This is a genomic window from Archangium sp. Cb G35 (genome assembly GCF_001896145.1).
Taxonomy (GTDB): Bacteria; Myxococcota; Myxococcia; order Myxococcales; family Myxococcaceae; genus Archangium; species Archangium violaceum.
On record NZ_MPOI01000001.1, the window covers coordinates 1,276,971 to 1,291,986 of the forward strand.

10 protein-coding genes are annotated in these 15,016 nt (G+C 69.8%); 7 read left to right on the forward strand and 3 right to left on the reverse strand.

Annotated features, from left to right (window positions below; all coding sequences use genetic code 11):
- Positions 1-11 precede the first annotated feature (11 nt).
- On the forward strand, positions 12-3,242 hold the full coding sequence (locus BO221_RS55865) for an Hsp70 family protein (protein WP_233165680.1): 3,231 nt from the start codon (positions 12-14) through the stop codon (positions 3,240-3,242).
- A gap of 140 nt (positions 3,243-3,382) precedes the next feature.
- Positions 3,383-4,015, forward strand: coding sequence for an outer membrane beta-barrel protein (locus tag BO221_RS05355; RefSeq protein WP_073559167.1), 633 nt, complete (start codon positions 3,383-3,385; stop codon positions 4,013-4,015).
- A gap of 78 nt (positions 4,016-4,093) precedes the next feature.
- Here BO221_RS05355 and BO221_RS54765 read toward each other — a convergent pair whose 3' ends face one another.
- The gene (locus tag BO221_RS54765; protein WP_073559168.1) at positions 4,094-5,734 is read right to left on the reverse strand and encodes a sensor histidine kinase; all 1,641 of its coding nucleotides are present in this window, start codon (positions 5,732-5,734) and stop codon (positions 4,094-4,096) included.
- 173 nt (positions 5,735-5,907) lie between these two features.
- Between BO221_RS54765 and BO221_RS55350 the strand changes: the two genes are divergently transcribed.
- Both BO221_RS55350 and BO221_RS55870 read left to right on the forward strand, forming a co-directional pair.
- Positions 5,908-6,522 carry a Wall-associated protein precursor gene (locus BO221_RS55350; RefSeq protein WP_198956054.1) on the forward strand — a complete coding sequence of 205 codons (615 nt, stop codon included), beginning with the start codon at positions 5,908-5,910 and terminating at the stop codon, positions 6,520-6,522.
- On the forward strand, positions 6,512-7,201 hold the full coding sequence (locus tag BO221_RS55870) for a hypothetical protein (RefSeq protein ID WP_073559170.1): 690 nt from the start codon (positions 6,512-6,514) through the stop codon (positions 7,199-7,201). Before BO221_RS55350 ends, BO221_RS55870 begins: the two co-directional genes overlap by 11 nt.
- On the opposite strand, the gene BO221_RS05375 is transcribed toward BO221_RS55870, so the two are convergent.
- Positions 7,198-8,535: a glutamate--cysteine ligase gene (locus tag BO221_RS05375; RefSeq protein ID WP_073559171.1), complete on the reverse strand. Its 1,338-nt coding sequence runs from the start codon at positions 8,533-8,535 to the stop codon at positions 7,198-7,200. The two genes, BO221_RS55870 and BO221_RS05375, sit on opposite strands and share 4 nt — an antisense overlap.
- Positions 8,536-8,593: 58 nt before the next feature.
- On the opposite strand from BO221_RS05375, the gene BO221_RS05380 reads away from it, so the two are divergent.
- From BO221_RS05380 to BO221_RS05390, 3 genes are all read left to right on the forward strand, one after another.
- The gene (locus BO221_RS05380; RefSeq protein ID WP_073559172.1) at positions 8,594-9,418 is read left to right on the forward strand and encodes an EI24 domain-containing protein; all 825 of its coding nucleotides are present in this window, start codon (positions 8,594-8,596) and stop codon (positions 9,416-9,418) included.
- 223 nt (positions 9,419-9,641) lie between these two features.
- Positions 9,642-12,860, forward strand: a complete 3,219-nt coding sequence (locus tag BO221_RS05385) for an MXAN_5808 family serine peptidase (protein ID WP_073559173.1) — start codon at positions 9,642-9,644, stop codon at positions 12,858-12,860.
- A 160-nt stretch (positions 12,861-13,020) separates the two neighbouring features.
- Complete coding sequence (locus BO221_RS05390) at positions 13,021-13,971, forward strand: hypothetical protein (protein WP_073559174.1); 951 nt, start codon at positions 13,021-13,023, stop codon at positions 13,969-13,971.
- A gap of 220 nt (positions 13,972-14,191) precedes the next feature.
- Here BO221_RS05390 and BO221_RS05395 read toward each other — a convergent pair whose 3' ends face one another.
- Positions 14,192-14,920 carry a glycerophosphodiester phosphodiesterase family protein gene (locus tag BO221_RS05395; protein WP_073559175.1) on the reverse strand — a complete coding sequence of 243 codons (729 nt, stop codon included), beginning with the start codon at positions 14,918-14,920 and terminating at the stop codon, positions 14,192-14,194.
- Positions 14,921-15,016: the final 96 nt, after the last annotated feature.

Consider the following 15,016-nt stretch of genomic DNA (forward strand, 5'->3'; position numbering starts at 1 on the left):
GGTGACGCACGGTGACGGTCGGGCCCACGCTGATCCCGCTGCGCATCCGCCTCCCGTACGCGACGGAGGAGGACTTCGTCGAGAAGTACGGCGCCAATGTCGCGCGCGGGGGCCTCTTCATCGCCACGCGCTCGCCCAAGCCCGAGGGTACGGGGCTCGCCTTCGAGCTGGTGCTGGCCGATGGTGGGCGCCTGCTGCGCGGCGAGGGGCTGGTGGTGAAGTCCCAGGCCGAGGGCCCTCGCGCCGGGATGACCGTGCGCTTCGTGCGGCTCGATGCGTACAGCAAGGCGCTCATCGACCGCATCCTCGCCCGCCGCAACCACGGCACCGGGAGCGCCGCCAGGACCGCTGACACGGCGGTGCCCGAGCCGCTCGCGAACCCGCCCGTCGAGCATCCGGTTCCGAACCCGGAGGCATCGGCGGGCGCGGCGAAACGCGGACGGCCCGTCATCTCCGCGGAGGCGCTTCGCAAGCAGGCCGCGACGCCCTCCGCCCCCATCGCCTCGCCACCGCCGGCCACCGGTGCGGCGGCGAACCCTGGTGTCCCAGCCCCTCACGGGCCGGCCACGCCCGTCGTGCCTCCGCGTCCGGAGCCCGCCGCCCCCACCCCGCGCCCCGCGGCTCCGAAACCCGCCGCTCCAACGCAAGCGGCGCCGAAGCCCGCCGCTCCGAAGCCCGCTGCTCCGAAACCGGCGGCGCTGAAGCCCGCTGCTCCGAAGCCGGCATCGCCTGGCACGACAGCAGCTCCCATTTCGCCCGGACCGGCCACCGCTCCGGGCCCCGTGTCCCCGGCACCGGCTCCGGGTCAGGCTCCAGGTCCGGCGAGGCAAGCGGCCCCCGCCGCACCTGCCCGTGCGCCAGAGCCGAAGACCCCTGCTCCCACACAGGTGGTGCCTCCGGCCTCCGCGAAGCCGGCCGCCGCCCCCTCCGCTCCACCCCGGACGCCCGCGCCGAAACCAGCCGCGCCCACTCCGCCAGAGACGGTGACTCCTCCCGCGGCCCTCTCCGCACAACAGGACGTCACTCCCACGCCGAAACCGGCCACGCCCTCCGCACCGGCACCTGAACCGGTGACACCTGCCGCCGTCACCGAGCCACGGATTCCCGCGACGCCCCCGGTGCCCGAGGCGCCAGCACAGGCGGACGCACCGCTGCCCGCGCACTCCGCGCCAGCTCCAGGGAGGGTGCCCACTCCCGTGGAGTTCCCCGCGACTCCCACGCAACCCACGCCCTCCGCGCCCACGGCCGCAAGAGTGCCCACCCCCGTGGAGATCCCCGCGATTCCCGCGCGGCCCACGACCCAGGACCTCATCGCCAACGCCGTTCTGGATCACCTCGACCCCGACGAGGAGATACTCTCCCCCGAGAGCATCACCCTGGAGCCCGAGCCACCCGCGCCTGCTCCGCCCGTGGCACCTCCCGTCTCGGTACAACCGGAGCCGCCCGTCGCCGAGACGTCAGCCCCGGCCACACCCGCCATCCCCGAAGCACCCGCTCCCACGCAACCCCCGGAGGCTCCCTCGCGTCCGGAGATCGCTCGCGAGGTGCCGCCGCCGCCCACCGAGGAGCCCCGCCGTCCCGTCTCGCCCGAGCTCAAGGGCCGCCGGCGCGCCATCCTCGACGTGCCCGTCTCCACGCCCGTGGTGGCCGCGCCTCCCGAGGTGGTGCTCGGCATCGACCTCGGCACCTCGCATGCGCGCGTCGCCGTCCACCACCAGGGCACGCTCCAGCTCATCCCCCTGGGCGAGGCCAACGCCCTCCCCTCGCTGCTCGCCGTGGACGCCTCGGGCCAGTTCCTCGTGGGCGCCGCCGCCAGGGCCGAAGCCGAGCGCTCCCCTCGACACGCCATCCCCGGGCTCCGCCGCTTCCTCGGCCTGCGCGCCCGCTCGCCCCTCGTGCGAGCACTCGGTGGCCCCCTGCCCTTCCCCCTCTCCGCCGGTCCCCACGGCGACGCCAGCATCGAGCTCCACGGCCGCGGCCACCTCCTCCCCGAGCTCGCCGCCCTGCTCCTGCGCCAGCTCAAGTCCTCCACCACCTCCTTCCTCGGCCACGAGGCCACGCGCGCCGTCCTCTGCGTCCCCGCCCACTTCGATGACCGCCAGCGCGCCGCCATGCGCGAGGCGGGCTCGCTCGCCGGGCTCGACGTCCTGCGCATCGTCAACGCTCCCTCGGCCGCGGCACTCGCCTTCGGTCATGAGCGGGGGCTCGCCCGCAAGCGCCTGCTCGTGGTGGAGCTCGGCGGCGGCGGCCTCGACGTGTCCGTCGTCCAGCTCACCGGGGATGATCTCGAGGTCATCACCACGGGCGGAGACCCCACTGTCGGCGGCATGGACTTCGACGCGCGCATCGCCGAGGCGCTCGCCAGCGAGCTCCAGGCTCAGGGGCTCCCGCGTCCCGAGCACCCCACCGACTGGCTCCCCCTGCTCACCGCCGCCGAGTCCGCCAAGGTGGCCCTCAGCGAGCGCGACGAGGTCTCCTTCCCGCTCCCCGGCACCCCCACGCCGTTCTCACTCAACCGTGAGCGCCTGGACGCCCTCACCGCGGACCTCGTGCAGCGCATCACCCTCGTGGTGCGCCAGGTGCTCGAGTCCAGCGCACTCTCGCCGCAGGGGCTCGACGAGGTGCTGCTGCTGGGAGGACAGGGCCGCTCGCCGCTGGTGCGCCGCCGGCTGGAGGAGAGCCTGGGCGTGCCCGTGCGCGCGGACATGCAGTCCACCCACGACGCCACGCACCTGGTGGCGCTCGGCGCGGCACTGCTGGGCCAGGGGCTGCTCGATGCGGCCGCGGGCAAGCCCGGCGCCACCGTCTCCGAGGTGCTCTCCGTCCCCATCGGCGTCGCCGAGCGCGGGGGCACGCTGCGCCGCGTCCTCGAGCGCAATACGCGGCTGCCCGCGGAGAAGACGCTCGTGCTGCCCGTCACGCCCGGGCCGCTCACGCTCGCCCTCTTCCAGGGGCCCTCTCCGGTGGCCGCGGAGAACGAATACCTCGGCACGCTCGCCTTCACCATCGAGCGTCAGGGAGAAGCCGAGGTGCACTTCAGCCTCTCGCAGGACGGCATCCTCTCGCTCGCGGCCACGCTGCCCGGCGTGAAGCGGCATACCGTGACGCTCGCCATGGACATGCCCGAGGACGCGGAGCTGGAGGCCGTCATGGCCCGCTCGCCGTTGGAGGGCGAGCCCGAGGCCCGTCCGGGCGGACTCCTCTCCGGTCTGCGCAAGCTCTTCGGCCGCCGCACCTCTTGAAGGCAGCGGGGGGCCAGGCAGCCGCTCCACGTCATGCCCGAGTCGTGCACGAGCATCCACGGTGTTGCGGTGTCAACTCCTTCCCATTCCGGGCGAATGCCCAGATTTCGCCCAGCAGTCACTCGTGACTGGAGGACGCGATGAAGTTCCGTTCATGGATGGGTGGTATCGCTTTGATGGCCTTCTGCACCGCGGGCTCGGCATTCGCAGCCGTGGACGCATCCAAGGTCGGCCGCGGCATCGACTTCGAAGAGAACCAGGTACCGGTGGGCGTCGATGTGCGCGGTGGCGTGGGTGGATTCACGGGGAACAGCGGTGGCCTCACGCAGCCGGGCGCGCTGCTCGGCGTCACCGCCGATGCCCAGCCCTGGCCCTCCGTTGGCGTCGAGGCGGGCTATGAGGGACAGCGCCTGCCCATTGATGACGGGCGTGTCGGCGAGGGAGAAGCCATGTGGCGCCACAACCTCGGTATCCTGGCCAAGGCTGGCGCCCCCATGTTCCAGGCGAAGCTCTTTCCGTACCTGGGAGCGGGTTTCGGCCTGAGCTACCTCAACGCCAGTGAAGGCTCCGAGGGCCTCTACGACAACGACTTCATCGGTGAAGTGCCGCTCGCGGCCGGCGTGGACTATCGCTTCACCCGGAACGTCTTCGCGGGTGCGCGCGCCACGTACCGCGCCCTGATCGGCACGTCCTTCGCGAACGACGCCACCCCGGCGGGCGACACCACGGGCGGTCTGGTCAACTTCAACCTGACTCTCGGCGGCAGCTTCTAGTCCCCTCGCCACCGGACCTCATGAAGCCGGGCCCCGCCGCGCCTCCACCTGGAGCGGCGGGGCTTCGTGATGGCGGAGTCAGGCAGCCGACCTCGCGAGCCGTTCCTCCCCGGCGACGTGCATCGGCAGGGAGATCCGGAAGGTGGTGCCCCGGCCCGGCTGGCTCTCCACGGTGATGTCGCCGCCGTGCATGGTGATGATGCGCTGGCACACCGACAGCCCCAGCCCGCTGCCCACCCCCGCGGGCTTGGTGGTGAAGAAGGGCCGGAAGATGTGCTCCAGGTTCTCGGAGGGGATGCCGCAACCGGTGTCGCTCACCTCCACGAGCACGCGCGAGTCCGGAGCCTGCCGGGCCACCAGGCGGATCTCGTTCTGATCCACCTGCCCCGGGGCGATCGCGTGTGCCGCGTTGATGATCAGGTTGAGGAACACCTGGCACAGGCGGGCCGCGTTGCCATGCGCCCGGGGTGCTCCCTCCATCCGCATCACCACCCGCGCCCGCTGGCGGACCTCGTGCGCGGCCATCTTCGACGCGCTCCGCAGCACCGCCTCCAGGTCCACCGGGCCGCTCACCGCGTCGTCCGCGCGCGCGAGCATCTTCAAATCCTGCACCAGCAGCTTCACCCGCTCGGCGCCCTCGTGCGCCTCGGAGAGCGCCGCCAGCAACTCCTCGCGCTCCAGCGGCGAGGGCGCGCCCTGCATCCGCTCCAGCTCCTCGCGCGCATAGCTCAGGTTGCCGAGGATGAAGGCGAGCGGGTTGTTGATCTCATGGCCCACGCCCGCCGCCAGCTGGCCCACCGTCACCAGCCGGTCCGCGAAGAGCAGTTGCGCGTTGGCCTCCTCCAGCTCGGTGGTGCGCTGGCGCACCGTCTCCTCCAGCAGGGTGCTGTAGCGGCGCATCTCCCGCTCCGCCGCCTCGGCCTCGGCCTTGGCCAGCCGCTCCTTCTCGCTCACGGTGTCGCGCAGCTCTCCCATCATCCGGTTGAAGGCCCGCGCCAGCGTGGCGTACTCGTCCCGGCCCTTCACCGGCAGCTCGGTGGTGAAGTCTCCCAGGCCGATGCGCTCCGCCCCTCGCAGCAACTCCCGCGACGAGCGCCGCAGGGTGATGAGCACGGTGGCCGCCAGCGACATCACCAGGCCCAGGGCCACGAGCGGCACGACGGCGCCGAACACCTGGTTGGACTGGAGGATCTCGAGCCGGAGCCGCTTGTGCTCCGCCAGCCGCTCGAGGTTCATCCCCCAGGCCTTCTCCAGGAGCGGCATCACCCCCGTGCGGAAGGAGTCGAGCGACTCACGCAGCACCCGGTCCTCGCCTCCCGTCCCGGCCTGCCGCACGCGCTCCTCCAGGCGCTCCATCCAGCCCAGGTGCTCCCGCCGGGCCGCGTCGATGAGGGCGAGCACGCCGGGAACATCCTCGGGCATCCTGTCGAGCGCGATCAGCTCGCGGAGGTGCCCGAAGTCCGCCTCGGCGCGCCGCCGCTCGGCCTCGAGCACCACCCGCGTCTCCTGGCCCTTGCCGCGCGCCTCGAGCAGCGTGTGCGGCACCCCCAGGGCGTCTCCGGACAGCTTGCCGTACAGGGTGTTCTGCTCCTGCATGGCGAAGACCTGCTCCGTGCTCCACCGCCCCCGGGTGGCGAGCGAGTACAGCGCCCCGCCCACCACTGCGACGAGCCCCACCGCCACCGCCGCGAACAGCAGGATTCTGGTGCGCACCGTCATCGCTCTGGCCTCTCGCTTGGACACCCCCGGCCACCCCGGTGTCCGAAATGCGGGCGCCAATACCTCAAACCCGCTTTTCGAGCCAGACGAGAATTATCCAGCAAGACGGTATTTGTTGACAAACTACCAGAGTCACAACCCTGTGAATAAGGGGTTCCCCTATGCTGGAGGGCATGCGCCTCGCGAAAAGCGTCCTGGGACTCTGGTGGGTGGTGGTGGTGGTGCTCGCGAGCGGTTCGAGCACCGCGAGCACCCCTACGCTCCTGGCCCAGGCTCCCTCCTGCCTGAACACGGTGGACTGCTGCATCAGGCGATGGCCACAGAGCGCGGCGGAGAGTTGTGGGGCCACCCCAACGCAGATCACCGAAATGCTCAAAGGCGCGAAGGCGCTCCACGAGGCCACCGCGAGCGCGGAGGTGACGCTCAAGGAGGAAGCCACGGAGTCCGAGAGCGCCGAAGCGGACGACGCCACAGAAAACGCGGAGTCTGGCGAGCCCCCCAACTGCACGGGCCAGAATCACCACGCCATCTCCCGGCCCATCGCCAGGGCGTTGGAGAGACATCTCACCCTTCGCGGGCTGTACAAGCCTCGGGACGAGCGATTCAAGCTCCGGGCGAAGGACGAGGAATCACACTGCGGCTACCAGCAATGGCACCGCGACGTGGACGCGGAGGTCATCAAGTGGCTCGCTCGCCACGAAAAAGCAACACCGAAGCAATTCGAGAAGTTACTCCGGGAGATCTACAACCGACCAGAGATGCTCAAAAGGTTTCCCGATGGCCTCTGAACCGCCCCCGCTCCAACGCTTCTTCGAGCTCGAAGATGACATGTGGGGCCCTCATGACACCAAGTTCGACCCGGCCGAGCCTGACAACACCGGGGATGGCCCCTATTGCCCCCAGTGTGGCGATCCCATCGGCATGCGGACGTGGCTGCCCCCCTACCGCGTCAAGTTGGAATTGTATGGCCAGAGCCTTGGCGACTTCGTCGATGGCCCTGGCCATGACATACTTGTCTCCGAGCGTTTCGCCGAGGCCTTCCGACAGGATGGCTTGACCGGGCTGCTCGGCTTCCATCCCGTCGAGGTGCTGCGGGTGCGCAGGATGCGCAAGGGCCCCAAGCCCGGTGCAGTCCCTCGCTACTTCGCCGTCACCGCTTGTTACAGCCGTGCCGCCGTGGATGAGGCGCACAGCCGCATACGCCGTGTCGAGCCCGTGACATGCCTGGAGTGCCGTTCCACGGGAGTGGACTCCATCCACGGCTACACCCTGGAGCCGGGCACCTGGTCCGGCGAGGACGTGTTCCGTCCCCGAGGCCTGCCGGGCAGCATCGTCGTCTCCGAGCGCTTCGCCGGGTTCGTCGCACGCCATGGCCTGACGAACATGAAGCTCATCCCCACCGAGGAGTACGTCTGGGATCCTCTCCGCATGGGGCCGCCCACAGCGGCCCCCGGAAGCCCGTCCTAGAGGGCGGCGCGGTCGAGCAGTGCCTCGGGACGGGGATCCTTCTCCCACGCCTCCAGCACGGACTGGCCGGGCGAGCGGCCCGAGGCGGCCACCTCGGCGAGCGGCTCGACCAGGGGCGCGTCCTCGCGATCCAGTCGCTCCAGGCCGCGGCGGGCAATGGCCACCATCTCCCCGGCGAGCCGGTGGATCTCCTGGTCGCGCAGCCGCCCCGCCAGACCCTGCCGGCGCGCGGTGTCGTGGAAGGCCAGGTGCTCCTCGTAGGAGAGCTGGGGCAGCAGCTTCTCGGCCTCGTCCATGGCGCCCGGGCCGTACAGCAGTCCCCGCCACAGCGCCGCGAGTGCGCCCGTCATCGGCGCCGACACGCAGTCCGCGCCGCGCACCTCCATCACCTTCTTCAGCCGCACCTCGGGGAAGAGCGTGGAGAGGTGGTCGGTCCAGTCGGACATGTCGGCGGGCGCGCCCTCGAAGCCGTCCTTCATGAACTGACGGAAGGTCATCTTCGGACGGAGGTACTCGCCGCGCCGGCGCAGGAAGAGGATGGGCGCGTCCAGGGCCCAGTCCACATAGGCACGGTAGGAGAAGGAGCCGTCGAAGAAGGAGCGCAGGTAGCCACAGCGGGTGGGGTCCACCTCGTCCCAGACGCGGTTGCGGAAGGACATGTAGCCCGAGGGCTTGCCGTCCACGATGGGGCTGTTGGCGTAGAGGGCCACCATCAGCGGAGCCAGGCGCGCCGTCAGCACCGTCTTGCGCACACAGTCCGCCTCGCTCGACCAGTCGAGAGATACCTGGCCGGTGGAGGTCATCAACATCATGTTGAGGGCCAGGCGGCCGCGCTCGGGCAGGGACTGCCGCATGGCGAGGTAGCGCGTCTTGGGCATCCACGGCATGTCGGCCGTGGTGGCGAAGGGCCGGTAGCCCAGGGCCACCAGCCGCAGGCCGAGCGGCCCCGCGGCGGCCTTCACCTCGGCCAGGTGGGCGAGGTTCTCCGCGTGGGCCTCGCGCGCGGTGCGCAGGGGCGAGCCGGACAGTTCCAGCTGCCCGCCGGGCTCCAGCGAGATGGTGAGCATCCCCTTCTGCAGGGCGATGGCGGGGGAGGCCGGCGTCTCCCGGAAGGGGGTGTAGCCGTTGGGAGCCAGCCGCTCCAGCAGCGCCCCGATGCCCGAGGGCCCCTCGTACGGCACGGGCCGCGCGGACTGGACGGGATAGACGAATTTCTCGTGCTCGAGTCCCAGCAGGTGCTGTGAGGGGGGCTTCTCAGCGGAGCGGAAACCCGCCAACAGCATGTCGACGGAGGTGATGGGCTCGGAGGTGGCGCGCTGGAGATCGAGAGACATGGCGGCCCTATATAACGGTCGTTGACCCCACTGCCGTCATTTGCGCATCGTGACGTCAATGACCCACCCCTCGACCCACCCCTCACCGGTGCCCCCCTTCTCCGCCCGGGCCGGTCCAGCGGACGTGCTCCAGGGGCTCGGCCTCCTGTTCCGAGCCGGAAACCTCATCTTCCGCACCCCCGCGCTGAAGCGGCTGTCCGCCCTGTGTGCCGCCGTGACCCTGGTGGCCCTGGGCGCCCTCTTCGCCCTGCTCTGGAGGTACACCCCGGACCTGCTGGGGTGGATGTGGACCCGCCCCGGGCCCTGGTACAGCCAGGCCCTCTGGTACCTCGTGCTGGTGTTGATGTTCCTCGTCCTGCTGGTGGTGGGGGCCAACGTGGTGGTCCCCCTGGTGCTGGCCCCCCTGCAGGACCCCCTGTCCGAGCTCACCGAGGCCCAGTGTGGCGGCTACACCTCGCCCCCCTTCCGGCTCGGCTCCTTCCTCCAGGGACTGGCCACCAGCCTGGGGCACACCCTGGCACGCCTCTCCCTGCTCCTGCTGGGACTGGCGGTGATCTTCCCGCTCAACCTGATACCGGTGGTGGGCAACATCGCGTGGACGGTGCTGGGCACCTTGTGGACGACGCTCTGGCTGGCGGGTGAACACCTGGCCGCGCCCATGACGCGCCACCAGTACCCCTTCGCCGAGGTGCGCCGGGTGATGCGCCAGCGCTGGCTCCTCTGCCTCGGCTTCGGGGCGGGCGTCTACGTCCTGCTCTGGGTTCCCATCCTCAACACCCTCTTCCTGCCGGTGGCCGTCGTGGGCGGCACCCTCCTGTACCGGGGGCTGCTCGCCGTGGGCAACGTGCCTCCTCCCCCCTCGGCCGGGCCCGCCGGGAAATAATCCAGGGGGCCGGTTGTCTCGTCCGGAGGCTCCGAGGCGGGAACGCTCCGGGCCCTGGTGGCGTTATCGAACGCTGCGGGAAGGCGTCCGCTTGAAGCACCAAGAGGCCATGATTAGGCTTGCCCGGTTGCTCCCGGCACTCGTTCTTCACGCCAACCGCTCGGATTTGCTGGGCTTTTCACGTATCACCCCCGGGGCCCACGGGCCCCACCCTGGATGAACCATGCCGCGACTCTTTCGCCGGATCACCGCCGTCGCCGTTCTCCTTGGCGCCTGGGCCCTCGTGGGCAACGACCGGGCGCCCCTGCCGCTGACACTCGGCGTGGCGGAGGCCGGCCAGGGAAGCTCGGACTCCTCCCGCATCGCCGGTGAGAAGGGAGGCCCCACGCATGACCTCTCCTCCCTCCGCGTCTTCACCAAGGTCATCCTCTATGTGAAGGACAACTACGTCGACCCCAAGCGCGTGAAGCCCAAGGAGATGATGATCTCCGCGCTGGAGTACGTGGAGAAGAGCGTCCCGGACGTGCTCGTGGACGGCAACGCCGAGTCCGGCAAGCTCAACGTCAACGTCAACGGCAAGACGCGTGAGTTCGACATCAGCCACGTGGACTCGCTCTGGAAGATGTCCTTCACGCTCAAGGACGTCTTCGACTTCGTGAACAAGAACATGCGTCCCATCGACGACACCCGCGACATCGAGTACGCGGCCGTCAACGGGATGCTCTCCACGCTGGATCCGCACTCGGTGCTGCTGCGCCCCGAGGTGTACCGGGAGATGAAGCTCTCCACCAAGGGCGAGTTCGGCGGCCTGGGCTTCGTCATCCAGATGCGCGAGGGCAACCTCACCGTGGTGAAGGTGCTGCCCAAGACGCCGGCGGCGCGCGCGGGCATCGTGAAGGATGATCAGATCAAGAAGATTGGTGAGGAGTCCACGGTCAACATGGACCTCAACGAGGCCGTGTCCAAGCTGCGTGGCCCGGTGGACAGCCGCGTGTCCATCACCGTGGAGCGCAAGGGCTGGGACAAGCCGCGCCCCATGACGCTCAGCCGCGCGATGATCTCCATCGAGAGCGTCCAGCACAAACTGCTGGCCGGCAACGTGGGCTACGTGCGCCTGAAGAACTTCCAGGGCAACACCACGAGGGATCTGCAGGCGGCGCTCAGCGAGATGCGCCGGCAGACCGAGGCCAAGGGCGGCCTCAAGGGTGTGGTGCTGGACATGCGCGGCAACCCGGGCGGTCTGCTGGAGCAGGCCATCCAGGTGTCCGACACCTTCCTGTCCAGCGGCACCATCGTCTCGACGGTGGGCCTGTCCGACAAGCTGCGCGAGGAGAAGCGCGCCCGTCCGGACGAGGGTGAGGACACCTACCCCGTGGCCGTGCTGGTGAACGCGGGCAGCGCCTCGGCGTCGGAGATCGTCGCGGGCGCGCTCAAGAACCTCAACCGCGCCGTCATCATCGGCCGCCAGACGTTCGGCAAGGGCAGCGTGCAGGTGCTCTATGACTTCCCGGACGACAGCGCGCTGAAGCTGACCATCGCCAAGTACCTCACGCCCGGTGACGTCTCCATCCAGGAGGTGGGCATCGTCCCGGACATCGAGCTGGTGCCCTCGGCCGTCACGGAGGATCGCGTGCTGGTGTTCGCCCCGCGCAAGACGATTGGCGAGGCGGACCTGGATCAGCACTTCGGCAACCCGAACTCGGACTCGGTGGCCAAGAAGCGCGAGGACGTGCTGGGCCGCGAGAAGCCGCTGGAGTCGGTGAAGTACCTCAAGCTGGACGAGAAGCAGCAGCAGGCGCTCGCCAAGAAGCAGGAGGAGGCCGCCAAGAATCCCGAGACGGCCGCCAAGCAGGGCACGGCGCCCAGCCCGCTGCTGGACATCGACTCGGTGGGCACCGGCGAGGAACTGGACGACCAGATGGATGCCGAGAGCCAGGACGAGGTGAAGGAGGACTTCGAGGTGCAGTTCGCCCGCGACTACGTCCTGCAGATGCCCTACGCCGACCGGCGCCAGATGCTGCAGAAGGGCAAGGGCTTCGTGGAGAAGAAGCGCGAGGAGGAGGAGCAGCGCATCAACTCCGCCATCCAGGCCCTCAACGTGGACTGGAACGCGGGCCCCACGCCCAAGGACGTGAAGCTCGCGGCCACCTTCAGCCCCTCCGCGGACCAGCGCATCGCCGCGGGCGAGACGTTCGACCTGGTGCTCACCGCCGAGAACAAGGGCACCGAGCCGCTCAAGCGCGTGCACGCCTGGACGGAGAGCGACAACTACTACCTGGATCGCCGCGAGTTCCTCATCGGCAGCCTCGCCCCGGGTGAGAAGAAGACGTGGAAGGTGAAGGTGAAGCTGCCCAAGGACCTGACGTCCCGCCGGGACGAGGTGACGGTGAAGTTCCACGACGACCACGGGGCCCTGCCCACCACGCTGGTGAGCGAGCTCAACTTCGCCGAGCTGCCGCGTCCCGCCTTCGCCTTCAACTGGCAGGTCATCGACGCCTGCGAGTCCTGCAACCGCGACGGCACCGCCCAGCGCGGCGAGGACATCACCCTGGTGATGGACGTGACGAACACGGGCAAGGGCAAGGCGCTCGACTCGTTCGCGCAGATCAAGAACCTGGGGGATCCGGACATCTTCATCGAGAAGGGCCGCTTCAAGATTGGCGAGCTGGCCCCGGGCGAGACGAAGACGGCGCGCTTCCAGCTGGCGGTGAAGAAGGGCTACGACGGGAAGACCTTCCCGCTGCGTCTGGCCATCGTGGACGAGCCGCTGGAGGAGTTCGCCATGGAGAAGCTGGAGCTGCCCGTGTCGGACGCGCCGGTGGCGAAGTTCGAGCCGAAGAAGGGCCTGGTGAAGGTGTCGGAGAAGGCGGCGCTGCTGGCGTCGCCGGAGCAGGGCGCCCAGGTGCTGGCGCGGCTGTCCCGCCCGGCGGTGCTCAACGCGGAAGCCGCCACCAAGGGCTACTACCGGGTAGAGCTGGACAAGGACCGCTTCGCCTTCGTGAGCACCGAGGACGCCCGCGACACGCGCGGCAAGGCCACGGCGCCCCAGGGGCTGACGTACGTGGCGCGCCGCTCGCCGCCGGAGATCAAGCTCGACGTGGACCTGGCCCAGGGTGGCCTGGTGGCCAACGGCGAGAAGTACACCCTCTCCGGTGAGGTAGACGACGCCCAGGGTCTGCTGGACATGTACGTGCTGGTGAACGACCAGAAGGTCTACTTCCAGGGCGTGGACCCGAAGGCCAAGGGCGGCGAGCCGCAGAAGCTGAAGTTCAGCACCGAGTTCTCCCTGAAGGAGGGCAACAACAGCGTGCTGGTGGTGGCCCGTGAGAGCACCGACTTCGCCAGCCGCCGCACCCTGGTCATCCGCCGCCGTCCGGCCGAGGTGGCCCAGAAGGTGACGCCGGCCTCGGCCAGCAAGCCGGCCAAGTCGGCCACGCCGTAGCAGGTAGACGGGCTGATCGTCCGTATTCCGGGCGGCTTTCGTCGGGACCCCGGGGTCCCCTCGGAAGCCGCCCGTTTTATTGACGCTTTCCTCGGACGCACGCTAGCGTCGCTCCGATTGGCGCCGCCGCCGGACGCGCGCCTGGGAGGCGGTACTGAGGATGCGGACGTTCAGCCGTGGGATGGCCCTCGCGGTTCTGGTGTGCGGCTCCGCCGCGTACGCGGACCGCAATGACATCAGGATTACGGATCTCGGCAACCCGAGCCCCGTCGCGAGTGCTGGCTCGACCACGCCGTCGGCCAACTACAAGCCGGAGGCCAACGGAGACTTCCGTGCCTTCGCGCGCACCTTCGCCGCGGTGATGACGTCGGCGAACCTGATGCCGCCGGAGACGCTGGGGCACGCGGGCTTCTCGCTCAACGCGGAGCTGAGTGTCATCGGCCTGCCCACGCCGGGCAACGCGGACGGACAGGTGACGATCCCCACGGAGGGGGTGCCGACCAATCCGTTGCTGCTGCCCTCGGTGCACGTGCGCAAGGGCCTGCCCTTCTCCTTCGAGCTGGGCGCCCGCGTGGGGTGGATTGACCGCAGCAGCATGTTCGCCGCCACCGGCGAGCTGAAGTGGGCCGTCAACGAGGGCTTCACCTGGCTGCCGGACGTCGGCGTGCGCTTGCACGTGACGCGGCTGATGGGCAACAAGGACTTCGATCTGACGGCGGCGGGCCTCGACTTCGGCGTGGGCAAGCAGTTCCCGCTCGGGGGCATGGTGACGCTCACCCCCTACGGTGGCCTCGACCTGACGGGTGTGGCGGCCAGCACGGACACGCTCGACTTCGATCAGGCCCGGACGCGCGGCAGCACGACCGGCGCGGACCCCTACGCGGGCCTGAACAACACCGGCGTGTACCAGGAAGTGAAGCTGATGGAGAACATCAACAGCCGCCTCTACGGGGGCGTGCGCTTCATCGGCGGCGCGCTGCAGCTTGGCGCCGAGGTGTCCTTGAGCAACCAGGGCTTCCTCGAGGTGGCCAACACTGAGACGGGAGCGACGCGCAGCCGCGCCCTGCCCGCGGTGCTGGCCTTCAGCACCACGCTCGGCCTGGATTTCTAGTTCATCTTCAGGGAAGTCCCTTCCCCGAATCCAGGTCCTCTCCGCGGCCATTTCCCCTCTCCCCTCGGGAGAGGGACGGGGTGAGGGTATCGGGTGAACCCGGGTTGAACCCCCTGTCCACACTCTGGGGGCCACGGGTTGAAGAACGGGACCGGGCACCCTCACCCTGACCCTCTCCCGAGGGGAGAGGGGATATCTTCGCCCACTTGTCTGAAAGAGATCAGGCCGCCCGGCCGCGCAGGGCCTCGCGAATGGCGCGGGGCTTGTTGGTGATGAGATAGGACACGCCCATCTCCTCCATCTGCCGGGCGCGCGTGGGGTCATCCACCGTCCACACCGCCACGCGCAGGCCCCGGCGGCGCCACTCCTCCACCCGCTCCGGCGTGCACTGCTCGTGGCACGGGTGCACCGAGTGCGACGAGACGAGCGGCGTCACCACGTACGCCTGCGGCCCCCAGCGCTTGTCCGGATCGATGAGGAAACCGCGGCGCAACGAGGGCGCGGCCGCCGCCGTCCGGAAGAGGCACAGCGGGTTGAAGCTGGAAATCACCACCCGCCCGGCCAGCCCGCGCCGCATGACGAGCTCCGCCACCTTCTGGGACAGGCCCCCGTCATCCGCCTGGTCGCACTTGAGCTCGATGTTGATGAGGAAGTGCGAGGGCAGCGCGTCCAGCACCTCCTCCAACAGGGGAATGCGCGCGGGCTTGAAGCCGAGCCGGCTGCCCACGTCCGCCCCCTTCAGCTTCCAATAGGACGTGGTGCGCACCTCCCAGGGCAGGCCGGCCAGCCGCTCCAGGTGCTCGTCGTGGCACACCACCACCTCGCCGGAGCCGCACACCATGGCGTCCAGTTCCACGCCGTCGGCCCCCTGGGCCACGGCCTCCTGGAAGGCGTCGAGGGTGTTCTCCGGGGCATCGGCGCTGGCACCTCGGTGGGCGAGCAGGAGCATGCCGCGCAATCTGCAACAGCCCGGCCCCCAGGGCGAGCGTCCTGAAGCCCCTCCTCCGTCCGGAGGGTGACAGGCGGCTTGCCTCACCCCCGGCTT